The sequence below is a fragment of the Pseudoalteromonas sp. SG43-7 genome, assembly GCF_014164295.1.
GTDB lineage: Bacteria > Pseudomonadota > Gammaproteobacteria > Enterobacterales > Alteromonadaceae > Pseudoalteromonas > Pseudoalteromonas rhizosphaerae.
Genome location: NZ_JACJEY010000003.1, coordinates 1 through 25890, shown reverse-complemented (window position 1 = coordinate 25890; position 25890 = coordinate 1). Strand labels below are relative to the sequence as shown.

Here is a 25890-nt window from a genome sequence, read left to right as displayed (position 1 = left end):
TGAATGAAATCTGAATGAGTGGTCAATAATTATCTTTGCGATTATTGATAAACCTGCAACAGGTACGTTAGTTAATGAATGTTTCATTGTTAACTAGTTAATACACTTTAAGTTCATAAACTTAAGGACAAACAAAAACATTTTAAACATGTATGAAATCAAACTAATGGATTTTGTAATTATATGTAATTAACGTATAAAAAATACCTAAATCAGAAAATTTCACAAGTTAATCACATCATTTTATTAAAACTGCAAAACTGACCAACAACTGCTAACCATAGTTATGCAATAATTTTGCGTATTTAAGCTCTATGCAACTTTTTTGATAGCAATGTAGTGGTTTTTAGCTTTGTTCATTGCAGCTTAATGTCAAAATAAGGTGGTTTTATGCGCACTCTATAAATTTAACTGAAAATATAAAAACGAGGCGAGACTTAAACTGAAAACTCTGATTTACAAATAGATACTCAACTTAATATTTAGCGTCTTATTTCAGTAAATATTGCTTTGAAGTGTTTTGATGAGTTAAAGGTTCAATTAAAAAATGGGTCCAGTGCATTATTAATGCATGAAGTCAGCTAATACTTAGCTAATGAAGGTACCAAAAATTGCGTGTATGGATGGGTAGAATAATTGATAACGAACGTTCGTAACTCTATACTCTAAGCTTCGGGTAGCAAACTTCTTAACCAACAATCCGATTTAATATGAATTAAACTGATATCAATAAATCGCATCAAAGTAATAAAATATCTGCTTAAATTGGCCCTGTGGATTTTTAACTTCGAGTGTCAACTTCCAGGTCATATTACGCTCGGAACAAATGCCAACCATACCTTGCGCGACTAAAATATCATTACGCGGCTCAAACAACACTGGAATATATCCCATATACATAGTGATACCTTCAAGCTTAGCACTGTGAACTAACAATGTGCTTGGTAACGATAAATGTATTTCAAAAGGCGTCTCTGGTGTTATTTGTTGCTCACTCAACCAAATTTTCACCTGATTATCATACTCGCATAACTGATTTGGCCGACAACTTGCATCTTGGGTTTGCGCTTCTATACTTAGCGGTTGTGGGCCACACGCCATTAACATATGCAATGCGCTTAAAAACACAACTAAAAGCTTAATTGGCATAGTATTCCTTAGATAAATTAAAGGCCGATACTAATCAGCGTACTGTTAAAATACAACCACTGAACAAAATTCTTACACAAATGTACAAAAGTGTGTCAAAAAATAGCCAACTGCATGTGAAAAATTGATTGATGTCATAATTTTATGCAATTGACCTATCTTTTTTAGGCCAAAAATTTTATCATTTCCCCGCAAAAATAAGGGTTTCTCGAGTTTGTTTTCTGAAGCAGTCAAGGCATTGAGGGTTTTTTGATAACATACTTGAGAATAATAGTAGGCCCCACTTTATAAAGTGGGTAATTCATTTCTAAACGCATTTATTGCAGCGGAAGCCAGAAAATGAGCCAAACAGTAGCATCACAAACTGAGTACAACTATAAGGTTGTACGCCAATTCGCTATTATGACAGTGATTTGGGGCATCGTTGGCATGAGTATTGGGGTTCTGATTGCTGCCCAATTAGCTTGGCCAGCACTTAACTTTGATACACCATGGTTAACATACTCTCGACTACGTCCGTTACACACGAACGCAGTTATTTTCGCATTTGGTACCAGTGCACTTTTTGCAACATCTTATTATGTTGTTCAACGTACTTGTCAAACGCGCCTTCTTTCCGACAAATTAGCCGCCTTTACATTTTGGGGCTGGCAGTTAGTTATCGTACTTGCGGTTATCACTCTACCTCTAGGTATAACAAGTTCAAAAGAATATGCTGAGCTTGAGTGGCCAATCGATATTCTAATCGCTATTGTCTGGGTTACCTATGCAGTTGTATTTATGGGCACCATTGCTAAACGTAAAGTGTCTCATATCTATGTTGCTAACTGGTTCTATGCTGGCTTTATCATTACTGTTGCAGTACTTCATATTGTTAACAGCATGGCAGTACCAGTATCACTGACTAAGTCATACTCAATCTACGCCGGTGCAGTAGATGCTATGGTTCAGTGGTGGTACGGTCATAACGCTGTAGGTTTCCTATTAACAGCTGGTTTCTTGGGTATGATGTATTATTTCGTGCCTAAACAAGCTGGTCGTCCAGTTTATTCATACCGTTTATCAGTTGTTCACTTTTGGGCATTGATATCACTGTATATCTGGGCTGGTCCTCACCACTTACACTACACTGCACTTCCTGATTGGACACAAAGTTTAGGTATGGTGATGTCAATCATCTTATTCGTTCCATCTTGGGGTGGTATGATCAACGGTATCATGACGTTATCTGGTGCATGGCATAAACTACGTACTGATCCAGTACTACGTTTCTTAGTTGTATCGTTGTCTTTCTATGGTATGTCGACCTTCGAAGGCCCAATGATGGCAATTAAATCAGTTAATGCTCTTTCTCATTACACTGATTGGACTGTTGGCCACGTTCACTCTGGTGCGCTTGGTTGGGTTGCAATGATTTCTATCGGTGCTATTTACCACCTTATCCCTGCGTTATTTTCACAAGGTCGTATGTATAGCGTGAAACTTGTTAATACACACTTCTGGTTACACACTGTGGGTGTTGTACTTTACATTGTAGCAATGTGGATCTCAGGTGTTATGCAAGGTCTAATGTGGCGTGCAGTAAATGCCGACGGTACATTAATGTACAGCTTTGTACAGTCGCTACAAGCATCACATCCTTTCTATGTTATGCGCTTCTTAGGCGGTGTATTCATCGTCACAGGCATGCTGGTTATGGCTTATAACGTTTACCGTACAATTTCAGCGAAGAATGATTCGTTGAAATTAGATGCGCAAGCACAATTAGCATAACGGAGTGAGATGATGAGCAATAAAAATTCACAAAACAAACATGAAATAGTCGAAAAAAATATCGGCCTTATGGCTATCTTGACTGTTTTTGCTATCAGCTTCGGCGCATTAGTAGAGATCACTCCACTGATGTTCCAAGACGATACAACAAAGCCAGTGGATGGTTTACGTCCACTAAACGCGCTGGAAATGGAAGGCCGCGATATCTATGTACGTGAAGGTTGTTATAACTGTCACTCACAAATGATCCGCCCTTTCCGTGATGAAGTAGAACGTTACGGTCACTACTCTGTTGCTGGTGAATCAGTATGGGATCACCCATTTCAATGGGGTTCTAAACGTACTGGTCCTGACCTAGCACGCGTAGGTAAACGTTACTCGGATGACTGGCATTATGCTCACTTAGTGAATCCACGTGCTGTGGTTCCTGAGTCAAACATGCCAGGTTTCCCTTGGTTAGCAGAGGATCGTGTTGACACTAGCCTTACTCTGAAAAAGCTTAAAATTTTCCGTGATACATTTGCTATTAATCCACAAAACCCAGCTCACCCTGGTTTAGGATATGGTAGTGATGAAGAACTAATCGCTGATGTTGCTAAAGTTGATGCAATGAATGACGGTAAAGGTGCGACAGAAATACAAGCCCTTATCGCTTATTTGCAACAACTTGGCACGCACTTGAAGTAATTAATTATGGATTACGGAACATACAGAGGCATTTTAACTCTGGTAATTTTAGTACTATTTATTGTCATTGTTGTGTGGGCATATAGCAAGCGTAGTAAAACTCGTTTTAAAGACGCCGCTAATGTCATCTTTGAAGATGAGAAAAAACACAACGATACAATCTCTAACGAGGAAAAGGGGTCTGAGAAATGACTAGCTTTTGGAGTATATGGGTTATTGTATTAACCCTTGCATGCTTATTTATCATTTTTGGCTTACTAGTGTGGAATTTAACAAACTACACTGGTGTTAAAGAAGGTGAAAGCTGCGGGCACGAATTTGATGGTATTGAAGAACTAAATAATCCGCTACCTAAGTGGTGGACTTACATGTTCTTTGCAACATTTGTATGGTCAGTTTACTACTTAGCAGCATACCCAGGTTTAGGTAATTGGGAAGGTATTGCTAAATGGAGTAGCTCTAACCAAGGTATTACCTCTTTAGCTGAATCTAAAAAAGCAGTTGAAGAAGCCAAAGCGAATGGTGAATTTGTAAAGCTTGATAAAGAATATGAAGCTGCAGATGAGCGTTTTGGTCCTATTTTTGCCGCTTATGCTCAGCAAGATATCGAAACGCTTGTTACTGATGAAAAAGCACTGGAAATTGGCCAGCGTTTATTCGCACAAAACTGTTCGCAGTGTCATGGTTCTGATGCCCGTGGTGGTCAAGGCTTCCCTAACCTAACTGATAAAGATTGGTTGTACGGTGGCACGCCAGATAAAATCAAAGAAACACTGTTACATGGTCGTATTGCTGCAATGCCACCTTGGGGTGCTGCATTGGGTGAGCAAGGCGTTAAAGAAATGACTGCTCATGTACTAAGTTTATCAGGTCGTACCGTTAACCAAAAAGACGCAGCCGCAGGTGCAGCTAAGTTTGCAATGTGTGCCGCGTGTCATGGTGCTGATGGTAAAGGTTCAGTTGCACATAATTTACCGTTTGGTGCACCTAACTTAACTGATAACATCTGGCTATATGGTGGTTCTCAACGTGCTGTTGAAGAAACACTTAACAACGGTCGTGCCGGTGTTATGCCAGCTTGGAAAGACATTTTAGGTGAAGAAAAAATTCATCTATTAACTGCATACGTTTATAGTTTATCGCAAGATAAATAACTAAAACGTTAATAGAATGTTTATATTTTAATGTTTTAATTCAATAGATTAATTCAGATCAAAAAAGCCTCCATCTGGAGGCTTTTTTTTAGTTTTTTCAACTTAAATCCTATAAAATGCCCTTATCGTAAACTAATTAAGTGTATTTATGACCCCTACTCCTTGGTATAAAAATTTCTGGCCGTGGTTCTTAATCTTTTTTCCGCTAGTTGCCATCATTGGTTGTATTTCCCTTTTTATAACTGCGATCGGCAATGGTCCTGATATGGTGGTTGATGATTACTATAAAAAAGGCAAAGCAATTAACTTAGAACTGAGCAAATTCGAGAAAGCTAAAGCGTTATATTTACATGGTGACTTGCTAATCGAAGCTGATAAAGTCAGCTTTAAATTCAATAAGGGGGACACCAGTAATATCCACTCATTAAAACTATCGTTTTATCACCGAACGATTCAGGCTCATGACTTTAGTACTCATTTAACCCCAAATGCGAATGGTGAATTTACAGCAATTGTCGAACCATATACTGATGGTGCTTATACTGTATTTATTGAGCCGATAGACGGTAGCTGGAAATTAAAAGAAAACATCACTTTGCCAAGTGAGCAAAGTATTGCCATAAGTCCTGAATATAAGTAGTCACCCCATCATGTCTAATAACTGCTTTCATTGCCTTGAAAGTGTACCATCGGGTTTTAACGCTACTGTTGTTATAGACGGTAGCGCGCAACCGATGTGTTGCATAGGCTGTCAAACCGTTGCCGAGACGATTGTTGCTCAAGGCATGACCGATTATTATAAATTCAGAACCGTGCGCGCTGGTAAAGTAGAACAGCTAGTTCCTGAGCAATTAGCATTTATTAGTAGTTACGATAACCCAGATATTCAAGACGAGTTTATTTCTCAAACTAACGATATCAGTGAAGTGTTATTGACCGTTGAAGGGATCACTTGCGCTGCCTGTGCATGGTTGATTGAAAGGCAACTGTTAAACATACCCGCAATCAAACGCGTTGACGTAAATACATCAACAAACCGCGCGATGATCCAATGGCATAAAGATCAGACACCATTAAGCGACATTATCAAATCGTTATTAGAAATTGGCTACAAGGCCTACCCGTTTCAAGTCGATGTTGAAGCAAGTCAAAAGCAGCTAGTTGCCAAAGCGTATATACGCAGGCTCGGCGTAGCAGGCTTAATGACCATGCAGGTGATGATGTTTGCTTTCGCCATGTACTTTGGCATGTTTTCTGGTATGGAAGAAAACTTTGAACAGTATTTTCGATGGATCAGCTTAATACTCGCTTCACCGGTTATTTTATACAGTGCTATGCCCTTTTTAACTAATGCAATTAATGGCTTAAAAGCCAAGCAGTTAAACATGGATCTTCCTGTATCCCTGGCTATTTTTGGCGCATATGGCGCAAGTAGTTACGCCACCGTGATGGCCGTGGGCGAAGTGTATTTTGAATCAATTTGTATGTTCACCTTCTTATTATTGCTAGGTAAATATTTAGAGTTTAGGGCTCGACTGAAAGCCAGTGAGTTTACTGCTAACTTACAAAAGTTATTACCACTTACAGCCCGTACTTTGGATGAAAACGGCCACGAACATATTATTGCAGCTAAAAAATTAAAACTCGGTGACCGAGTCTTAATTAAAGCCGGAGAAACAATTCCTGCAGATGGTGTTATTTGCACTGGCAGCACCACCGTTGATGAAGCAATGATGACAGGTGAGCATTTACCAGTTAGTAAGTACATTGATCATCAAGTTTTTGCCGGTACCGTGAATCATGATGGTGTAATTGAAATCCTTATCAATAAAATTGGTCAAAATACTCTTTTAAACCAAATAATTAAATTGCAGCACAGTGCGCTTGCCACCCGTCCTAAACTGGTGGAAATCACCGACAAAGTGGCACAGTGGTTTGTTGCCTGCTTGCTGGTATTTGCCTCACTTACCGCCATCGGCTGGTATCAAGTTGACCCTGAACATGCCTTTTGGATCACCATTGCGGTCCTTGTTGCAACTTGCCCATGTGCGCTAAGTTTAGCAATTCCAACCGCCTTAACCTGCGCGGTGGCTACCTTAACCCGCAAAGGAATACTCATTAAGCAGTCTCATGTGCTAGAAACACTACCACAATTAACGCGCGTTGCTTTTGATAAAACAGGCACGTTAACACAGGGGCGTTTTAGCCTAGATGCTGTGGACTTATTAGCAAATTCTTTATCTAAAAAACAGATTTTGGCTCTTGCAGCGCAACTTGAAAGTTACTCCGAACACCCTATTGCGACTGCATTTAATGAGTTCACACCCACACAGCGCGACTTAACGAATATTAAAATTCATCCTGGCTGTGGCATCACCGGTGAAGATGACAATCATAACTATGCAATTGGTAAAAGTGGTTGGTTCAACAGTAAAAAAAGTAATGCTCAAGCAACGTTCTACATTGATCAACAACCGGTTGCTAATTTTTACTTTGTAGATGAAGTAAAAAGTAATGCTGCAAACTTAATTACCTCTTTACAACAGCAAGGCTTAACCTGCCACATGCTAACTGGGGACGCCTCAAATGCAGGGCAACAAATTGCTAAGAAGCTCAAACTTGATAGCTTTAAAGTAGGCTGTCTACCAGAGGATAAACAAAGCGAAGTGAAGCTGTGGTCAAGCCAAGGTGAAATTGTTGCTATGGTAGGAGATGGTGTCAACGACAGTCCAGTGTTTAATAGCGCGCATTTATCTATCGCAATGGAAACTGGCGCTGATATTTCCAAAAACACCGCTGATGTGGTATTACTCAATAGTGATTTAGCCGCTATAGAGCATTTATTGACGGTATCGAAAAAAACACGCCGAATAATAAAGCAAAATTTAGCGCTTTCATTGCTCTATAATGGTTCAATCTTACCGCTTGCGGCATTAGGCCTAGTTGCACCTTGGATGGCTGTGATTGGGATGTCTGCCAGTTCCATCATAGTGATCAGTAACTCACTAAGGTTATTAAAATTATGAGTATAATTTATATTCTAGTTCCAATTGCTATTTTATTTGTACTGATCGCGATTGGGGTGTTTTTTTGGGCCGTTCGCGGTGAACAATTTTCAGATTTAAACAAACAAGGTCACAGCATTTTGTTTGAAGATGATAAAGAGCAGCACAAAAAAAGTAATGATTGACCCCTTATTTTTCAGCGCTTTTATCATGGGCCTTATTGGCAGCGGACATTGCATCGCAATGTGTGGTGGTATTGCCAGCTCCTTACAATTAGCCACAGATAAAACCCGGCCATTGCAGTACTCCATTGCGTATAACATCGGTCGTGCCGGCAGTTATATGCTCGCAGGGGCGCTCGTTGCTGGGATCAGCAGCCATTTTGCCACCCAAAGTCATTGGTTCGCGTTAATTTTAGCGTTTTTAAGTGGCCTGTTTATGATTTTGGTTGGCTTGTATATCATGCGGTTAGGCGCAAGCTTACAATGGCTGGAATCGCTAGGGAAAACCTTGGTGTGGCAGCACTTGGTAAAACTAAATCGTTTTATAATGCCAATCAACTCATTACCTAAAGCAATGGCTTATGGCGCATTATGGGGTTGGTTACCCTGTGGTTTAGTTTATTCAGCGCTAACCTGGGCGATGACCAGCAACACAGCCCTTGATGGCGCTCTAGTCATGCTATTTTTCGCGCTTGGTACGTTTCCCGCGATGTTAAGTATCGGCATGGGCGCACAAGTATTACATAAAGTATTAAATCACCCATGGGCACGAATAGCACTGGGCAGTGTACTTATTTGGTACGGGATTTATTTACTTATCATTGCAACTGACAAGCTGCTGCATTAACCTTAACAAATTAATGTGACAACATTTAATGGACTGAACTAATGGATTTATATCAAAACAAAGCCAAAAATAATTGCACAATCAGCTGCAATGACTGCAGTATTAGTCAACTGTGCTTACCTTTTACCCTCAATGGGCAAGAAATGGATAAACTTGATGAAATCATTGAGCGTAAAAAACCATTACATAAAGGGGATTTTCTTTTTGAATCAGGAGCGCCACTGAACGCTATTTTTGCTGTTCGCTCTGGTTCATTTAAGTCCTACACCCTTTCAGAGCAAGGTGACGAGCAAATTACTGGCTTTCATCTCGCAGGAGATTTAATCGGCTTTGATGCAATAAATAAAATGGCACACCAAAGCTTTTCTCAAGCGCTCGAAACCTCAATGGTATGCGAAATTCCATTTGAAACACTTGATGATCTAGCGGGTAAATTACCAAAACTACGCCAGCAGATTATGCGCCTGATGAGCAGTGAAATTAACTACGACCAAGAAATGTTTTTGTCACTGAATAAAAAATCAGCCGAAGAGCGCTTAGCTAGTTTTATCTACAACTTGTCAAATCGCTTTGGCGAACGCGGGTTTTCTCGTAAAGAGTTTCGCTTTACCATGACCCGGGGTGAAATTGGTAATTACCTTGGTTTAACCGTTGAAACGATTAGTCGTTTACTGAGTCGTTTTCAAAAAGCTGCTTTAATAAAAGTGGAAGGTAAATTTATCACTATTCTAGATAGTGATGGGTTATCCGCAGCTGCAGCAATCCACCCAAAATAAACTTGATCTAGCGCAACTAGTTGTTAGCTGTTACTTTAACTACTCACGTTATACGTTACACTCTAGCTATAAAGTAGTTAAAGGAGCAGCTTATGAACACCATCAAACAAATACTCGCCATTATTGATCCAACCGCTGAGTCTCAGCATGGTTTATCTCGATCTATCGAATTAGCCAAAAAGTCCGGTGCCAGTATCACCGCTTTTATGAGCATTTATGATTTTTCCTATGAGATGACGACCATGCTCTCTGGCGATGAGCGCGAGGCAATGCGCAATGCCGTCGTTAAAGACCGTCAGTTATGGCTGGATGAAATTTTGCAACACTACCCAGACGTCGATATTAACAGCCAAGTGGTTTGGCATAATCGCACTTATGAAGCGATCATCGATACGGTAATAGACCAACAGTTTGATTTGGTTGTAAAAGGAACTCACCAGCACGATACACTTAAGTCAGTAATTTTTACTCCAACCGATTGGCATTTAATTCGTAAATGCCCAGCCCCGGTATTATTGGTAAAAGAGCACGCTTGGCCTTCGCAGGGTAATATTTTAGCTGCTGTTAACGCTGTAAGTGAAAACCAACAGCACCTTGATTTAAACCATCGTATTATTCAAGATGCGCAGTTTTTATGTGAACTGGCTAACGCAAGCCTTAGTATCGTTAACGCCTATCCTGCGACACCGGTAAACATTGCAATTGAAATCCCTGAGTTTAAACCCAGTATTTATAACGAGTCGGTTAAAAAACACCATATAGAATCAACCCATGAGTTAGCAGCTAGTCATCAAATCGCCCAGCAAAACTGTGTCATAGAAGAAGGTTTACCAGAGGACGTGATCCCGGATGTAGCAAAGCGCCTTAATAGTGAATTAGTGGTAATTGGTACGGTTGGCCGCACTGGATTAAGTGCAGCCTTAGTAGGTAACACCGCAGAGCATGTTATTGACAGCCTTGATTGTGACGTATTAGCCTTAAAACCCGATGGCTATGTGAGCCCGCTGGCAAAAGATTAAATAAATTTTGTTGATTGAAACTTTAGGCATATAATACGCCCCTTTATTTTACCCATAGTTCTAAAGGGGGCGTAATGTCGCATTCTGTTCAAGCCAAAGCTCAACATAGCTTATCTAAGTTACAAAAACGCTTACGTCGTCAAACCGGTCAAGCGGTGATGGACTTCAATATGATTGAAGAAGGCGACCGTATCATGGTGTGCCTCTCTGGTGGAAAAGACAGTTATACTCTACTTGACATGCTGCAGCATTTACAGCGTGTTGCACCTATTAAATTTGATTTGTTTGTTGTTAACCTTGATCAAAAGCAACCAGGCTTTCCTGAACATGTATTGCCAGCATATTTAGACACTCAGAATATTGAATACAAAATTGTTGAAGAAGACACCTACAGTATAGTGACTGATATTATTCCTGAAGGTAAAACAACCTGTTCGCTATGCTCACGCTTACGTCGCGGCATTTTATATCGTACCGCAAATGAAATGGGGGCCACTAAAATCGCCTTAGGTCATCATCGCGACGATATGATCGAAACCCTATTCTTAAATATGTTTTATGGTGGCAAACTGAAAAGCATGCCAGCTAAATTAATGAGCGATAACGGCGAGCACATGGTAATTCGTCCATTAGCCTACTGTAAAGAAACAGATATTGAACAATATGCTATCAGCCAAGCATACCCTATCATTCCATGTAATCTGTGTGGCTCACAAGAAAATCTGCAACGCAAACATACCAAAGCGATGCTTGCACAGTGGGATATTGAGCACCCTGGTCGTATTGAGAGTATTTTTACTGCAATGCAAAATGTTGTGCCTTCGCATCTAGCAGATAATGAGTTATTTGATTTCACCAACTTAAAAACCGGTGAAGTAATTGATGGCGGCGATATTGCGCTTGATAAACCAGACATACCAAAACAACCTGTACTCAACGATGATGAAACAGCTGACGTTGTGACAATTAATTTAAGTTAACAAATTAACTTAAAGAATAAAAATGCCGCGTATATCGCGGCATTTTTGTTTTTCGTTGATAAAGTCAGTTACGGCATATCCATCAACGCTTGGCTTTGCTCATCGACCTTAACTTGATAGTTTTCATGTCTTAAACCAAGTAACTGCGGTAACGTTGCAGCAATACAAATTGACGATAATGTTCCCACAACAATTCCTACAAATAGTGCGATAGAAAACCCCTGTAACGGCGCACCAGCCAATAACCACACACTCGCCACTGTTGCAAGAGTAGTGCCTGAGGTGATCAAAGTACGGGTCAAAGTGCTCTTAATTGATTCATTGATCACCGTATTCACGCTAGCTTGTTGTGTTGTGGAATCTAAGCGCAGTAGCTCGCGTACCCTGTCCCCGACAATAATTGAATCATTTAATGAATAACCAATGATTGCCAGTAAACTCGCTAACACGGTTAAGTTAAAATCAAGCTGTAACCATGCAAATAAACCAACTACCACCACCACGTCATGCATTAAAGCCACAACCGATCCCAACGCTAAACGCCACTCAAAGCGTAGCGCTAAATAAATCATCACGGCAACCATTGCCGCAAATAATGCCAAACAGCCTTGTTCAAATAATTCATCGCCAACTTGAGAGCCTAAGTAAGAAGATGACAACACTTCAGCACCCAATGTCTCATCTTGCGTAAGCGTTGCTAACCAAGGCGATGTACTGGCTTGCTCTGCCTCTCTTAACTGAAAGTGCTGGCTAGATTGAGCGCTTAAGGTAAAGTCATCATGGTGATAATAACTAATTTTTTTCGCCAGCTCAGCCTCACTAATTGGCACTGCAGTGGTAAACTCAGTTAAATAGCCACCAGTAAAATCAAGGCCGAAATTCAATCCTTTTGTAGCAACCCCTATTACAGAGAGCAGCACTAGTAGGATAGATAAAACCAACCCCGATAAACGTAAGCGGGTTGTGGTGCTCATTTTTTCATTTGAATTGCTCATGCGCGAGCTCCTCGCTTATTTGCCAATTTTAAATACAAAGTCTGACTCAACGCCTTAGAAACATACACCCCGGTAAATACGCTAGTTATTAGCCCTAACGCCAGCGTAATTGCAAAGCCTTTGATTGGCCCATAGCCAATACCATATAAAATAATTGCCGTGATCATAGTGGTAATATTAGCATCAAAAATTGTCGCAAATGCTTGTTGGTAGCCCTGCTCTATCGCTTGATATGGTGCTCGGCCTTTACGGCGCTCTTCTTTGATCCGCTCAAAAATAATAACATTAGTATCAACAGCCATACCGATTGTCAGTACCAGCCCGGCGATGCCCGGTAAAGTTAGCACCACGCCAGGCAGCAGTGACATTAATCCTACTAAAGCTGTTAAATTCAATAATAAGGCAATATTTGCCACCAGCCCTAAACGGCGATACCACAGCGCCATAAAGGCTAATGTAATACCCATTCCCAACATTAAGGCCGCGAGCCCATTATGTATGTTATCTGCGCCCAAGCTTGGCCCAATGGTTTGTTCTTGTACGATTGTCACCGGCGCAGTTAATGAACCTGCACGTAATAGCAATGCTAAATCCTGCGCCGCTTGTGGGCTTTGCATATTAGTAATACTAAATTGGCTACTCAAATGTTGAGCTATATTGGCTACATTAATCACTTCACTTTTTTTAACTACTTCACCTTTGGCATTTTTATAATATTCAGAATACACCGTTGCCATTGGTTTACCGATATTACGTTTTGAAAATGCTGACATCGCCTCGCCACCTTGGCTGTCAAGGCTAAGCTGCACTAGCGGCTTGCCCCATTCATCGCGCCCTGCATGGGCATTATTGATGTGCTGTCCTGAAAAAATAGCAATTGGGTCTAAATTGATCGAGCCACCATTTTGCAGGTTAAAGGTTTTTCCACCGATTTCTTTAAGCTGATAAAAATCAAGCGACGCTGTTGCACCTATAATACGTTTTGCTTCACTTGGATCTTGTACACCGGGTAACTCAATACGAATACGTTGTTTACCTTGGCGCTGGGTAACTGCTTCAGTAATGCCTAATTCTTCAATACGGCCTCTTAAAGTGGTTAAGGTTTGACTCATTACTTCTTTATCAAACGCATTACTACCTTGTTCACTAAAACTAAATGCCACCGTTGTTAAATTACCCTGTGAATGCGCAGTTGCCATTAAACGCTCAAAACGCTTTAGTACATTCGCCTGTACTGCGGCTAAGTCACTTTTAGCAGCAGGCAACGCGTGTAATTCAAAACCATGGGCATTTTTTTGTACACGAACACCTCTGGCTTTTTCATCACGAATAATTGTTTTAGTTTGTTCATACGCACTATCAAGTTGCTCTTGTTGCGCTTTCACTAAATCAACATCTAATACAAATAACACACCACCATTAAGATCAAGACCTAATTTTATAGGTGCTAATCCTAAGCTTTGTAACCAATCGGGACTTGTTTGATGCGTGACTATTTTTGCATTCAACTGCGTAAATTCACTTTTTAACGCTTGTTGCGCTGCGGCACTTTTGGTTGGCTCTTGTAGTAACACATTTAATGAAAGGCTGTTTTGCGCCACTTGAATTGATTGCTCAACCAGAAACCCATGTTGATTTAAAAAATCAATAACAGATTTTTGCGAAGGAGTATTCGCTAGTAACTGCTGTGAACGTGGCTGGCTCTGCGTTGTACTCAGATGCAGCCACGATTTTGCTGGATATAAATTTGGTAAGGCACTGATAGCTAATAATACCAGCGCCAAAAACATCGCCATATAGCTTATTTTAAAACGCTGTAGCTGCGGTTTTTTTGATGAATTTTTTAACATATTGCTTCCTTTAAACCAATGCAAGCATCGGTTTCTCGCCTCATAGGCGCAGTAATTTATTTGCTTTAGTTGAATGACTAAAACATCGAAAAAATTAGTAGGAAGAGTTAACTGAAGTAAGTAAGTACTGCACGGTATTGTAAGTTGGCGTCTTTCCAACCACTAATCCGTGATTTTTTACCTTCGTAGGCTACAAACCAAGGTAATGTTATTGGCGGTTCAAGGGGTTGTAAGTAAAGTTGGCGCGCAAGGCTAGGTACAAAAAACTCAAATATTGCCACATAACTTGGCTCAACTTGGCTTTGATACAGAAATAACGATGAATTACTCGCTGAAAAGCGTGGCTGTAAAGACTCAAACCCCGCGCCTTCTGTTTGTTGATCAGCCGCCGCAATTGGTATCTTCTTGGTAAAAGGGGTGCTATCTGATACTGAAGTATCAAATACCTTAACCTCTAAAACACTCAAATCAGATAACATCGCCGACTGAAAAAAAGCGGTAGGCTGGCTCACATTAGTCTCAGCGTTGCTCACAGCATTAGCCTGCACACTAAAAAGTGCAGTAAACAGCAGTAATACAGTAAGGACTAAGCGAAAACGGATCATTTTATTATCTAAATAGTAAGCTGGTATTATAAATGGGGAGTAATTGCCCTATTTCAATAGCTAATTTGCAATTGAACAAAAAAAACCGCAAGTAAAACTACTTACGGCCAAAAATCACAGTCGATAATTAAGCGACTTCAAGTGAGGACATGTCAATGACATAACGATGAGACAAATCACCTTCTTTTAAGCGTTCAAAAGCCTGATTAATATCTGCCATATTGATCATCTCTACTTCCGGTAAAATATTATGCAGCGCACAGAAATTAAGAATTTCTTGAGTTTGTGCAATACCACCAATCAAAGAGCCAGCCACGCGGCGACGCCCCAATAATAATGGCACCGAGTTTGATTCAGCCATCTCACCCACTTGTCCGACTAATACTTGAGTACCATCAATATCTAATAGGGGCATATAAGGGGTAAAGTCATGCTTAACTGGAATAGTATTAATGATCACATCAAACTGATTAGCGTATGCTTTCATGGCTTGTTCGTCTTTAGATACCAGCAAACCTTCAGCGCCATATTCCAACGCTTGCTGTTTTTTATCATCTGATCGACTAATAGCTGTCACATGGGCACCCATTGCCGCTGCGATTTTAATTGCCATATGGCCTAACCCACCTAAGCCAATAACGCCAACTCGGCTACCAGGCCCGACATTAAAAGTACGTAGCGGCGAATACGTGGTAATACCCGCGCATAAAATTGGCGCACACTTAGCAAGATAAAGTGATTCTGGAACGTTTAAAACAAACTCTTCGCGCACTACAATGTGTTTGGCGTAACCACCTTTGGTTGATTCACCAGTGATACGATCTTTTCCTGAATAAGTTCCGACCATACCTTCGCGACAAAATTGCTCTTCGCCTTTGTGGCATTGGTCACACTCAAGGCAGCTATCAACCATACAACCAACTGCTACATTATCGCCAACTTTGTATTTAGTCACTTTGCTGCCAACCTCATCGACACGACCGACAATCTCATGTCCTGGTATAATTGGGTAACTAGTACCACCCCAATCATTATTTACGGTATGTAGATCTGAATGGCACACCCCGCAATATAAGATTTCAATCGCAACATCTTCATCGCGCAAATCGCGTCTTTCAAAATGAAATGGCTCTAATGGCGTATTAGCTTGATTTGCTGCGTATCCGATAGTTTTCATCTGCTTTCCCTTCTTTGTTAAAAACTGAGTTTAATTAACCACTCTAAAACATTGTCTTAAGCTGCCTAAACTGTACTATGTGCTGTTAGTAGTATAGCCCTAGATACAAACTGTTAAAGTTTATACTCTAGGCTACTAGAAAAAGTTTAATGCAGACTTAATAGAGTTAGAGAAAATATGCGCGGAATGGGTAAACAAGAAGCAATAAAACATCATGATGCGATGAATTTAAAGCAAAGCATTGTCACCTTGTGGCCTTACTTAGTTGCTTTTAAAGGCCGTGTAACACTTGCAACACTGGCATTGATCGCCGCAAAGGGTGCCACTTTATTGATGCCATGGGCGCTGAAAGAAATAATCGACAGTGTTGATCCAAGTTTACAAAATATAGTCATCGTACCCATAGCTTTACTGTTACTGTATGGCGGACTACGTTTTGCGAGTGTGTTTTTTGGTGAAGTACGTGATGCGTTGTTTGGTCGTGTAACTGAACATGCTATGCGCCATATTGGCCTAAAAGTATTTAATCACCTACACAGCCTTGAGTTGTCGTTTCATCTTGATAGGCAAACTGGCGGCATTAGCCGTGATATAGAGCGTGGCACCAGTGGCTTAAGCTTCTTAATGCGCTTTTTAATGTTCAATATTGTGCCAACTTTATTTGAAATAGCCGTAGTTGCGATTATTTTTGCAACTTTATTTTCGCCGTGGTTTGCCGTAGTTACCCTGCTTGCAGTGGCTTTATATATTACCTTCACGGTTGTTGTAACACAGTGGCGCAACCGCTTTATTCGCGAAGCAAACCAAGCCGACAATAATAGTAATAGCCGTGCTATTGACAGCTTACTTAATTATGAAACCGTTAAATATTTTAATAATGAAAAGCATGAAGCACAAACTTATGATGGCTTTTTAGCTAGTTGGGAGCAAGCCCGGCTTAAAAACCGCTTATCGTTGCTTGCCCTTAATTCAGGTCAAGCCTTGATCATAGCAGCAGCGATCACCGCTTTAATGTGGCTTGCTAGTATTGAAGTGGTTAAAGGCACACTCTCTATTGGTGAGTTGGTAATGATCAACGCCTATATGATCCAATTATTTTTACCGCTCAATTTTTTAGGCTTTGTTTATCGAGAAATTCGCCGCGCCTTAACCGACCTTGAAAATATGCTCGGACTATTAACCCGTAAACCACTCATTTCAGATAAAGCAAATGCACAACAGCTCAATATACAACACGCTGATATAGAATTTAAAAACGTTAACTTTGGCTACCATCCATCAAGACCTATCATTAAGCAGCTTAGTTTTTCTATTAAAGCAGGCAGCAAAGTCGCGGTGGTGGGCGCCAGCGGTGCAGGAAAAAGCACCCTAGCCCGTTTACTGTATCGCTTTTATGATATTGACAGCGGTGAAATACATATTGATGGTCAACAACTTACTAGCGTCACACTCAACAGCTTGCGACAAGCGATTGCCATTGTGCCACAAGATACTGTGTTATTTAATACCAGCATTCGCGACAACATTGCTTATGGCCGTCCAGATGCTACAGCACAAGACATTGATAATGCTATTAATATGGCGCATTTACGCAGCTTTATTGATAGTTTAGATAAAGGTGATCAAACCCTCGTTGGTGAACGAGGTTTAAAAGTTTCAGGCGGTGAAAAACAACGCATTGCCATAGCCCGAGCCATTTTAAAACGCTCCCCTATTATCATTTTTGACGAAGCAACATCAGCGCTAGACTCTCATTCCGAGCAAGCAATATTAAAAGCCATGTCTGCACTAGCCTCTAATCATACCAGTTTAGTTATTGCCCATCGCTTATCAACAATAACAGATGCAGATACGATTATTGTGCTCAAAGAGGGCCAGCTGATCGAGCAAGGTAAACATGATGAGTTACTTACCCTCAATGGTGAATACGCGCGCATGTGGGAACTTCAACAAAAAACAGCATAAACATGGAGACTCATCTTCGGCGCGGGATACACACTGTATGTCGCGTTGCTTGTTGTTTCACCTAACTGAGAAGTAATTCACCTCAAAAGTTTGTCTGTTTTTAGGTTATCAATAACAATCCGAGTTAGAAAAACGTGAGATAAAAATAATTAAATTACATTCAGGGAAATCCAATGAAGAAAACACTTATTGCAGCAACACTTGCTGCCACATTTCTGACCGGCTGTTCAGAGCCTAAAACAACACAAGCGCAACAGCAGCCTAGTGCCGAAACCCAGACAGCAAAAGCTGAATTAGGTAGCTTTGGGGTAGATTTAACAGCCCGCAATGAAGCCATAAAACCAGGTGATGACTTTTTCATGTACGCCAGTGGCACATGGTATGACAACTACGTTATGCCTGCCGATAAAACTCGCTACGGTGCATTTGCAGGATTGGCAGAGCGCAGCGAAGAGCGTGTTAAGGCAATTATTGAAGAGATCGCAGCCCGAAAAGATTTAAATACTGAAGAAAAGTTAGTTGCCGATTTCTATAACGCGTATATGGATACCGATACCCTTAATAAGCTTGGTGTGTCGCCAATTAAACCACTACTAACGGAAATTAGTAACGTTTCATCAACCGATGATCTAACCAAATTGTTTGGCCAATCGTGGTTAACGGGCGTTAACTCGCCTATTGGTGGTGGCATGTGGTTTAACCGCTTAGACCCAAATAAATATGAAATGTCATTAGGTGCTGGCGGCTTAGGTTTACCAGATCGTTCTTACTACCTTGAAGATTCAGAACGTTTTGTTAAAACTCGTACTGCTTATGTAGCCCATATTGCCGACATGCTTAAATTTGCAGGTGTTGACAATACAACTGAACGTGCTGAGGCAATTTTAGCCCTTGAAACCAAAATAGCACAAGGCCAGTGGCCACGAGAAAAACGTCGTAACCGCGACCTTACCCTAAATCAAATCGAACGCAGCGAGCTGAGCTCTAGCTATCCTGATTTTAATTGGGATCTGTATTTTGAACAAACAGGATACCAAGTACCACAGTTAAATGTATCGCAACCAGAGCCGATCAAAGCCATGATTGCATTGATCAATCAAGAAGATCTTACTGTATGGAAAGATTACTTAACCTATCACGCACTAAGCTCTAATGCAGAGCTACTGTCTGAAGATGTATTCAATACTAACTTCGCATTTTACGGAAAAGAGCTAAATGGCCAGCAAGAGCCTCGCCCACGCTGGAAACGCGCTATCAGCCAAATGTCGAGCACTGATTCATTAGGTTTTGCCATTGGTAAAGTGTATGTAGCACGCTACTTCCCTGAATCATCAAAACAACAAATGTCAGCATTGGTAGAAAACCTGCGAACAGCTCTGGGCGAACGTATTGACAACCTAGACTGGATGGGAGCAGAAACGAAAGTAAATGCCCGCGCTAAACTCGCTGCGTTTGTGCCTAAAATTGGCTATCCCGATGTATGGCAATCATTTGATGGTTTAAGCATAAGTAGCAATGATTTGATGGGCAACATCAAAAATACCCGCGAGTTTTTCCGAGCTGAAAGCGCTGCAAAAGAATTGCAAAAAACCGACCGTAACCGCTGGGGCATGACACCACAACGTGTTAACGCTTACTACAACAGTTCGTTTAACGAAATTGTATTCCCTGCAGCAATTCTACAACCACCATTTTTCGATCCTAATGCCGATCCGGCAGTAAACTATGGTGGCATTGGTGCCGTGATTGGTCATGAAATGGGCCATGGTTTTGACGATCAAGGCTCTAAGTCAGATGCTAACGGCGTACAACGTAACTGGTGGACAGATGCCGATCGTGCTGCATTTGATGCCAAAGCCGACCAACTTGCTGCACAATACAGTCAATACGAGCCAATCCCTGGTAACTTCGTTAATGGTCGTAATAGCTTAGGTGAAAACATCGGTGACGTGGGTGGGTTAGCAATGGCTTATCACGCTTACAAACTCAGCCTAAACGGTAAAGAAGCGCCTATTATTGACGGCCTTACGGGCGATCAACGGTTCTTCCTAGCCTGGGCACAAGTATGGAAAGAAAAACGCACTGAGCAAAGCATGTTAAACCAGCTTCGTGGTGGCACACATGCACCCGGTCGCTTTAGAGCACAAGCACCACGTAACCACGATGCATGGTACAAAGCATTCAATGTACAACCGGGTGATGCCTTGTATTTACCAGAAGATCAACGCGTACGTATTTGGTAATAACCCGATACATTTCGATTGAAAATATAACCCGCAACTGCGGGTTATATTTTTTGTGCTGCTTGCTCACTCAAAGCAACTTTAATTCCCACTGAATTCTGTATTTCCAAGCGAGTTGGGTATAGAATACGGCACTACAAAATTTATACTTTTAAAAACATATTTAAGGCGAAACGCAGATGGGAAGAGCTTACCAAAACAAAAAAGATTCAATGGCTAAGACTGCGGGTGCTAAAACTAAAGTTTACTCAAAGTACGGTAAAGAAATTTATATTTGCGCAAAAAATGGTGGTATTGATCCCGATGGCAACCTATCGCTACGTCGTTTAATTGAACGCGCTAAAAAAGATCAAGTACCAGCACACGTAATTGACCGCGCAATTGATAAAGCCAAAGGCGGCGGCGGTGAAGACTACTCAGCAACTCGTTACGAAGGCTATGGCCCTGGTAACTGCATGATCATTGTTGATTGCTTAACTGACAACAACAAACGTACCTTTGCTGATGTACGTGTATGTTTTACTAAAGCAAACGCTAAAATTGGTGCACAAAACTCGGTATCTCACTTATTTGATCATTTAGCTATTTTTGTATTTGATGGCGATGATGACGAAGCCGTGCTTGAAGCACTAATGATGGCTGACGTTGATGTTACTGACGTAGAAGTTGAAGCCGGCAAAGTCACTGTTTTTGCTCCGCATACTGAGTACAACAACACCCGTACCGCACTTGAAGAAATGGGCGTTACTGAGTTTGATGAAGATTTGATCTCTTTTGTGCCGCAAGTTGAAGCACCCATTGCAGGCGAAGACGTAGAAGTAATGGAACGCTTTTTAGCGATGCTTGAAGATTGTGACGACGTACAAAACGTGTACCACAACGCACAATTTTAATTTTATTGACTAAAATTATGACTAAGGCCAACTTGATTGGCCTTTTTATTTTCTTATTGTTAAACCCCTAAATAAATGGATTTGTATTTTGAATACCGTTGAACAGCTTCGTAGTGGTAAATTAGCTGGCACTAAACGTTTACAACTAGTTGAAGAGCTAACCACATTCCCAGACGAAATTTTTACCCTTGCAGATACCCTCGAAGTACTCGATTTATCAAATAATAATTTATCTGATTTGCCCGACGAATTTGCTAGTTTAACTAAATTAAAGCGGGTGTTTTTATCATTCAATCAGTTCCAGCATATTCCTGCTGTATTGGCAAAATGCCCTTCCCTTATTATGATTGCATTTAAAGGCAATAAAATCAGTGAATTTGCCGAGCATAGTTTGCCGCTTTCGACACAATGGTTAATTTTAACTGACAACCATATTGAACAATTGCCAGACTCTTTTGGTGAACTTACGCAACTGCGTAAACTTGCCCTTGCTGGTAATCGACTAACGACTTTGCCACACAGCATGCAGCAGTGCCAAGCGCTTGAACTCGTGCGTTTATCTGCGAATAACTTAACTGATGTTAATGACTGGCTGTTTGAATTACCAAAACTCAGTTGGCTGGCTTTTGCAGGCAATGACTTTAATAAAGCACAAAGTTTACAACAAGTTCAATTAGCAGCCGTACAACTAAACGAGTTTTCACTTGTTGAAAAAATTGGTGAAGGTGCGTCTGGGATTATTCACTTAGCACAGTGGCAGCACAATAATGTGGCGTTAAAACTGTTTAAAGGCGCGATCACCAGTGATGGCTATCCACTTGATGAAGTAAACTGTTGCTTGCAAGCGGGCGAACATAAAAACCTAATAAACGTTCTCGCCTATATCGATAACCCAGAGCAACTTGGTCTGGTTATGGAGCTTATCAGCAAGGACTATCAAAACCTCGGCTTACCGCCGTCACTTGATACTTGCACCCGCGATACCTTTTTTGAGCATACACAGTTTACTGCTCACGCCATTAAACACATAGCTAAGCAAATGGTCAGCACCCTTGCCCACTTACATATCAATAACGTAAGTCATGGCGATGTATATGCGCACAACACCATGATAAACGATGAATACACAGTATTGTTTGGTGACTTTGGCGCAGCAACTAACTTAGACTCTCTGACCGACTATCAGCGCCAACAAATGCAGCGTATTGAAGTCAGAGCGATTGGCTGCTTAATTGATGATTTACTGAGCGTGTGTTCTGAAGTTACGAGCGATGCAACACAGTTAACAACACTTGCTCAACAATGTATGAATGAAGATATGAGCCAACGACCAACTCTTAAAGCACTAATAGAAAAACTATAACTTTTATGCGCGACTCTACCTCTGAGTCGTGCTTTACCGCCTTGCTTTGCTACATAGCTATAAAATAAAACTGAATATAAATAAGCCTTGGTCTACTTATATGGCTTTCGTGTCTGGTATGCTTTTATAATATCAGTAACTTTACTGAGCTTTGGTCAAACTAATTCACCCAAAGCTCAGTTGGTTAATAAAATAGCGTTAATCAAGCGTTATTGTAATGACTTCGTTGGCAAATTCGCTATACACCACAAGGTGTTTTTCAGAAATAGTCTCAAAATGAAAGTCTTTCATTGAATAACTTTCCCATGACACATCAGCTTTGATCAAATACTCTTTATCCGCTGATAGGGCCCACAGTTGCCCCGTAGATTGATTAGATGACGCATCACCTACATAAATCAATAAATAGCCTTGTTCACTCACAATAGGAGTTATTTTTTTAGTATTACTTCGTGCATAACTCGCAATTGTGCGCCATGTTTCATTATAAACTCTGATCGGTTGAGTGGTATTTAACCGTGATTGCAACTGCAATTCTGACTGCTCTGTACCAGCCTTACGTAAATATTTAAGCACGGCATATTTTATCGATGCTGTCTCAACAAAATCACCCGCTAGTAAAGTATCTAAGTCGCCGCCAATCCAATCAGGAGTTATTTGTCTTAACGCGGTTAAATCGAATGCAGTACTTGTCTCTACTTGTTCTCGTGTAAATTTAAACTGTTCAATGCCACTGTCTTGGTTTGTAAATAAGAACTGGTTATTACCATTTTGCCAAATAGTAGCATTGCGTACATTATTCAATGAAAACACAGCGTCATCGCGCGCACTTGGTATAACGTCCATTACATTTATAAGCAACTGCTCATCAGTACCAAAACCTAGACCAAATGTGATGTCATCATATTCAAAAAATGGTGTATGACTAAATGTACTGATCTGCTTACTCAATACAGTGCTCCCTCGGATCTGAGCATTTATGATCTGTATATACGATTTTGATGAAACCTCATTATTATCTTCAAGCGCTAGATAAAGGTCTTGATTATTTGCAATAAATTCACTTTTCAAAACCCCATTGTTGATTAGGTTAGATACAGCTTTCCATTTACCACTTTGCCAACTATAAACACCATCAGGAAAAGACGTTAATGCAAATAGTTTACCGCCTGAAATAGCTAAAATTGAAGCGTTAATATCATGGACTTTATAATTACCTAATTGGCCATTATTAAAAGAGGCTGAGTGTAATTTGTATTGCGTAGAGGCGCCTTCAGTAATAAACCAAACTTGCTCATCAAACCATAAATATTCAGATTCAATTAACCGCTCTTTGTCGGGGTTATCAAATAATAATTGCTTTTCTTGTTCACTAAACACCAAATACAATTTACGTTTTTCATACACCACAGTATAAGGACGGCAAGCTACTTTAAACTTAAGATTAGAGGAGTCATCAACTTCACAAATCTGTGGCCCGCCAAGCGCTGTAATTTCAGGCTCAATCATTGTAAGTGGTGGAACCGAGACTGGAGAGTCTTTTAACTGAATACTTTGCTCGCCATAACGAATAGTTACAGGGTATGAATAAGGGGTTGTTTGTGCAAAACTCGCCTGAGAAGATACACATTTAACAGCAAGGTTATAATTCAACGTTGTTGTATTGCTCAGCTGTGTGTCGCACGTGATACTTTCTGGTATAGCTAATAAGGTTGGTTGTACAAATGTTTTTGACGTTGCGCTCAGTTCAATAACCTTGTCTGCAGTAAGCTTCGCTTTGTTATCCATCCATGACACTTCAAGTCCTGCGGCAACACCATTGGCTGTTATTTTGAGCGTAAACGTTTGCTCTGAAATAGCAGGTGGCTTTGTATCTTGACTGTCTCCAGAAGAGCCACCGCATCCACTTGCGGCTAAAATAGATAAGCTCACTAAAAATGATTTAAATTGCAAAATAGAATCCTTGTGTTTAATTAGTTTCAAAAAAGTCGCTACTAATACATATTCCTTCAGTTATCAATTATTACTACTAGTACCTTTTTTAGCAATATATTTTTGGTTATTATCTGTCCATACCAATACTCGATAAAATATGATCACTATCGAAAACACTAAATTGAAAGGATTCCCATATCGCGACTATTTTTGCTTTTTAAACGGAAACAGCTGCTGTTTTAACATCCCAGTTGGTACATAGTCCCCGACTACGCCATAAGCTTCTGGCCATTCTTGTTGGCCTTTTACGGCCGTGCCAAAAACATAATCTAAGAATGAAAAGTGCGCAGCATAATTACGGTCAATGGCCGCTTTATCTGAAGAGTGATGCCAATGATGAAACTGTGGCGTAACCAATAAATATTTCAACCAACCAAATTTCACCCGTACATTGGCATGGTTAAATACCGCCTGAAAACCCACGATTATCACATATAAGCTGATCACTTGCTGCGAAAAACCCAGCACGAAAATAGGCGTAAGTACTAAACTGCGCGTCACTAAAATTTCTAAAATGTGCTGGCGAGAGCCTGCAAGCCAGTCCATTTCTTTTGCACTGTGATGAATACCATGAAAACGCCATAAATAAGGCACTTCATGATAAGCGCGGTGTACAAAGTACTGCATCAAATCAGCGACTAAAATAATTAACAGCACTTGCAATATAAAAGGTAATTGACTGATGTAGCCCTGCACAGTGCTTGACACTGCCCAACCAAAACCATAGTGCACAAAGTGATTAGTCACTAATAACACAAACCCAATAATCAAATGGTTAACAAAAAAGTGGTTTAGATCACCGCGCCATTCACTGCGTAATATCTTTTGTTCTTTGCGGTGCGGTAACAGCTTTTCAATGAGAATAAATATTAAGGTTGAGCCCAATAAATCTAATATAAACCAGTCTAGGCCTATATAGGGGGTGTTATCAGCAAAATCATTCACCTCAACATTAGGGCCGCCAAACGCAATGGCCAGCACAATAAAAAACCACGCAGTTGCACCTAAACGTTTATTTTTGTTACGTACAAAGTTAAGTAACCCCAAACTACCGGCCACGATAAGCGCACCAAACATCAGTTGACGTAAAAATTCGACACTGTAGCTCTTTCTCAGTTCCGGTGTGGTTAAATATTCTGGAAAATGAAAGGCGAGCACGCCTAAACAAGACAGCATAGCTAAAAAGCAGCCGATATAACCGCTAATATTACCTTCACCTATTTGTAGGTGGTTAGTACGAAACAGGTGAGTTTTTAGAGTATTTTTCATTAGTAATTCCTTTTATATCAATCGTGTTAAGTTACTGACCATTTATAGCGACAGATAAATACAGTGATAACAAGGCGTAAATTTTGACATGTAGTTGTTCTACTTGAAAAAATTATAACGCAGTTAGCGCTTTATTTAGCTCG

Annotated in this window: 22 protein-coding genes; 15 read left to right on the top strand and 7 right to left on the bottom strand. The window is 40.5% G+C overall.

Annotated elements, in window-relative coordinates; all coding sequences use genetic code 11:
• Positions 1-726: 726 nt before the first annotated feature.
• The gene (locus tag H5200_RS01740; RefSeq protein ID WP_259398507.1) at positions 727-1149 is read right to left on the bottom strand and encodes a hypothetical protein; all 423 of its coding nucleotides are present in this window, start codon (positions 1147-1149) and stop codon (positions 727-729) included.
• A 339-nt stretch (positions 1150-1488) separates the two neighbouring features.
• On the opposite strand from H5200_RS01740, the gene ccoN reads away from it, so the two are divergent.
• The 11 genes from ccoN (at position 1489) to ttcA (ending at position 11392) form a co-directional block, all read left to right on the top strand.
• Positions 1489-2922: a cytochrome-c oxidase, cbb3-type subunit I gene (gene ccoN, locus H5200_RS01735; RefSeq protein WP_149982386.1), complete on the top strand. Its 1434-nt coding sequence runs from the start codon at positions 1489-1491 to the stop codon at positions 2920-2922.
• 12 nt (positions 2923-2934) lie between these two features.
• Positions 2935-3609, top strand: coding sequence for a cytochrome-c oxidase, cbb3-type subunit II (ccoO, locus tag H5200_RS01730; protein WP_149982438.1), 675 nt, complete (start codon positions 2935-2937; stop codon positions 3607-3609).
• Between the two features lie 6 nt (positions 3610-3615).
• Positions 3616-3801, top strand: a complete 186-nt coding sequence (locus H5200_RS01725; protein WP_064667100.1) for a cbb3-type cytochrome c oxidase subunit 3 — start codon at positions 3616-3618, stop codon at positions 3799-3801.
• Entirely contained in the window at positions 3798-4763 is a 966-nt protein-coding gene (gene ccoP / locus H5200_RS01720; RefSeq protein WP_182718575.1) for a cytochrome-c oxidase, cbb3-type subunit III, read from the top strand. Before H5200_RS01725 ends, ccoP begins: the two co-directional genes overlap by 4 nt.
• A 148-nt stretch (positions 4764-4911) precedes the next feature.
• Complete coding sequence (locus H5200_RS01715; RefSeq protein ID WP_182718574.1) at positions 4912-5403, top strand: FixH family protein; 492 nt, start codon at positions 4912-4914, stop codon at positions 5401-5403.
• Between the two features lie 10 nt (positions 5404-5413).
• Positions 5414-7789 carry a heavy metal translocating P-type ATPase gene (locus tag H5200_RS01710; protein WP_182760798.1) on the top strand — a complete coding sequence of 792 codons (2376 nt, stop codon included), beginning with the start codon at positions 5414-5416 and terminating at the stop codon, positions 7787-7789.
• Positions 7786-7953 (top strand): cbb3-type cytochrome oxidase assembly protein CcoS, encoded by a 168-nt coding sequence (gene ccoS / locus H5200_RS01705; protein WP_145233504.1) that lies wholly within the window; start codon positions 7786-7788, stop codon positions 7951-7953. The genes H5200_RS01710 and ccoS overlap by 4 nt, the downstream gene beginning before the upstream one ends.
• Entirely contained in the window at positions 7946-8617 is a 672-nt protein-coding gene (locus H5200_RS01700; protein ID WP_182718572.1) for a sulfite exporter TauE/SafE family protein, read from the top strand. Before ccoS ends, H5200_RS01700 begins: the two co-directional genes overlap by 8 nt.
• 41 nt (positions 8618-8658) lie before the next feature.
• Positions 8659-9393, top strand: coding sequence for an FNR family transcription factor (locus H5200_RS01695; protein ID WP_145233499.1), 735 nt, complete (start codon positions 8659-8661; stop codon positions 9391-9393).
• A 92-nt stretch (positions 9394-9485) separates the two neighbouring features.
• Entirely contained in the window at positions 9486-10412 is a 927-nt protein-coding gene (uspE, locus tag H5200_RS01690) for a universal stress protein UspE (RefSeq protein WP_182760797.1), read from the top strand.
• A gap of 74 nt (positions 10413-10486) precedes the next feature.
• Positions 10487-11392, top strand: coding sequence for a tRNA 2-thiocytidine(32) synthetase TtcA (gene ttcA, locus H5200_RS01685; RefSeq protein ID WP_145233494.1), 906 nt, complete (start codon positions 10487-10489; stop codon positions 11390-11392).
• 68 nt (positions 11393-11460) lie between these two features.
• Here ttcA and secF read toward each other — a convergent pair whose 3' ends face one another.
• The 4 genes from secF to H5200_RS01665 form a co-directional block, all read right to left on the bottom strand.
• On the bottom strand, positions 11461-12387 hold the full coding sequence (secF, locus tag H5200_RS01680; RefSeq protein ID WP_149982401.1) for a protein translocase subunit SecF: 927 nt from the start codon (positions 12385-12387) through the stop codon (positions 11461-11463).
• Positions 12384-14237 carry a protein translocase subunit SecD gene (gene secD, locus H5200_RS01675; protein ID WP_182760796.1) on the bottom strand — a complete coding sequence of 618 codons (1854 nt, stop codon included), beginning with the start codon at positions 14235-14237 and terminating at the stop codon, positions 12384-12386. Before secD ends, secF begins: the two co-directional genes overlap by 4 nt.
• Before the next feature lie 107 nt (positions 14238-14344).
• Positions 14345-14842, bottom strand: a complete 498-nt coding sequence (locus tag H5200_RS01670) for a hypothetical protein (RefSeq protein ID WP_182718568.1) — start codon at positions 14840-14842, stop codon at positions 14345-14347.
• Positions 14843-14969: 127 nt separating this feature from the next.
• Positions 14970-16019, bottom strand: coding sequence for an NAD(P)-dependent alcohol dehydrogenase (locus tag H5200_RS01665; RefSeq protein WP_182760795.1), 1050 nt, complete (start codon positions 16017-16019; stop codon positions 14970-14972).
• A 222-nt stretch (positions 16020-16241) separates the two neighbouring features.
• Here H5200_RS01665 and H5200_RS01660 point away from each other — a divergent pair, with 222 nt between their 5' ends.
• From H5200_RS01660 to H5200_RS01645, 4 genes are all read left to right on the top strand, one after another.
• Positions 16242-17984 carry an ABC transporter ATP-binding protein/permease gene (locus H5200_RS01660; RefSeq protein WP_182740248.1) on the top strand — a complete coding sequence of 581 codons (1743 nt, stop codon included), beginning with the start codon at positions 16242-16244 and terminating at the stop codon, positions 17982-17984.
• Positions 17985-18157: 173 nt separating this feature from the next.
• Positions 18158-20227, top strand: a complete 2070-nt coding sequence (locus H5200_RS01655) for a M13 family metallopeptidase (protein WP_182760794.1) — start codon at positions 18158-18160, stop codon at positions 20225-20227.
• Positions 20228-20406: 179 nt separating this feature from the next.
• Entirely contained in the window at positions 20407-21120 is a 714-nt protein-coding gene (locus H5200_RS01650; RefSeq protein ID WP_145233481.1) for a YebC/PmpR family DNA-binding transcriptional regulator, read from the top strand.
• A gap of 88 nt (positions 21121-21208) precedes the next feature.
• Positions 21209-22483 (top strand): leucine-rich repeat-containing protein kinase family protein, encoded by a 1275-nt coding sequence (locus tag H5200_RS01645; protein WP_182718565.1) that lies wholly within the window; start codon positions 21209-21211, stop codon positions 22481-22483.
• Positions 22484-22681: 198 nt separating this feature from the next.
• Here H5200_RS01645 and H5200_RS01640 read toward each other — a convergent pair whose 3' ends face one another.
• Positions 22682-24436, bottom strand: a complete 1755-nt coding sequence (locus H5200_RS01640) for a hypothetical protein (protein ID WP_182760793.1) — start codon at positions 24434-24436, stop codon at positions 22682-22684.
• Positions 24437-24622: 186 nt separating this feature from the next.
• On the bottom strand, positions 24623-25747 hold the full coding sequence (locus tag H5200_RS01635) for a sterol desaturase family protein (RefSeq protein WP_149982407.1): 1125 nt from the start codon (positions 25745-25747) through the stop codon (positions 24623-24625).
• Positions 25748-25890 lie beyond the last annotated feature (143 nt).

Excerpts from the sequence above, each read along its gene's own strand:
- ccoO (WP_149982438.1), top strand. The coding sequence starts at position 2,935 with ATGAGCAATAAAAATTCACAAAACAAACATGAAATAGTCGAAAAAAAT.
- H5200_RS01695 (WP_145233499.1), top strand. The coding sequence starts at position 8,659 with ATGGATTTATATCAAAACAAAGCCAAAAATAATTGCACAATCAGCTGC.
- ccoN (WP_149982386.1), top strand. The coding sequence starts at position 1,489 with ATGAGCCAAACAGTAGCATCACAAACTGAGTACAACTATAAGGTTGTA.
- H5200_RS01660 (WP_182740248.1), top strand. The coding sequence starts at position 16,242 with ATGAATTTAAAGCAAAGCATTGTCACCTTGTGGCCTTACTTAGTTGCT.
- H5200_RS01655 (WP_182760794.1), top strand. The coding sequence starts at position 18,158 with ATGAAGAAAACACTTATTGCAGCAACACTTGCTGCCACATTTCTGACC.
- H5200_RS01740 (WP_259398507.1), bottom strand. The coding sequence starts at position 1,149 with ATGCCAATTAAGCTTTTAGTTGTGTTTTTAAGCGCATTGCATATGTTA.
- H5200_RS01650 (WP_145233481.1), top strand. The coding sequence starts at position 20,407 with ATGGGAAGAGCTTACCAAAACAAAAAAGATTCAATGGCTAAGACTGCG.
- secF (WP_149982401.1), bottom strand. The coding sequence starts at position 12,387 with ATGAGCAATTCAAATGAAAAAATGAGCACCACAACCCGCTTACGTTTA.
- H5200_RS01715 (WP_182718574.1), top strand. The coding sequence starts at position 4,912 with ATGACCCCTACTCCTTGGTATAAAAATTTCTGGCCGTGGTTCTTAATC.
- H5200_RS01670 (WP_182718568.1), bottom strand. The coding sequence starts at position 14,842 with ATGATCCGTTTTCGCTTAGTCCTTACTGTATTACTGCTGTTTACTGCA.
- uspE (WP_182760797.1), top strand. The coding sequence starts at position 9,486 with ATGAACACCATCAAACAAATACTCGCCATTATTGATCCAACCGCTGAG.
- ccoP (WP_182718575.1), top strand. The coding sequence starts at position 3,798 with ATGACTAGCTTTTGGAGTATATGGGTTATTGTATTAACCCTTGCATGC.
- H5200_RS01725 (WP_064667100.1), top strand. The coding sequence starts at position 3,616 with ATGGATTACGGAACATACAGAGGCATTTTAACTCTGGTAATTTTAGTA.
- H5200_RS01665 (WP_182760795.1), bottom strand. The coding sequence starts at position 16,019 with ATGAAAACTATCGGATACGCAGCAAATCAAGCTAATACGCCATTAGAG.
- ccoS (WP_145233504.1), top strand. The coding sequence starts at position 7,786 with ATGAGTATAATTTATATTCTAGTTCCAATTGCTATTTTATTTGTACTG.
- secD (WP_182760796.1), bottom strand. The coding sequence starts at position 14,237 with ATGTTAAAAAATTCATCAAAAAAACCGCAGCTACAGCGTTTTAAAATA.
- H5200_RS01700 (WP_182718572.1), top strand. The coding sequence starts at position 7,946 with ATGATTGACCCCTTATTTTTCAGCGCTTTTATCATGGGCCTTATTGGC.
- H5200_RS01635 (WP_149982407.1), bottom strand. The coding sequence starts at position 25,747 with ATGAAAAATACTCTAAAAACTCACCTGTTTCGTACTAACCACCTACAA.
- ttcA (WP_145233494.1), top strand. The coding sequence starts at position 10,487 with ATGTCGCATTCTGTTCAAGCCAAAGCTCAACATAGCTTATCTAAGTTA.
- H5200_RS01710 (WP_182760798.1), top strand. The coding sequence starts at position 5,414 with ATGTCTAATAACTGCTTTCATTGCCTTGAAAGTGTACCATCGGGTTTT.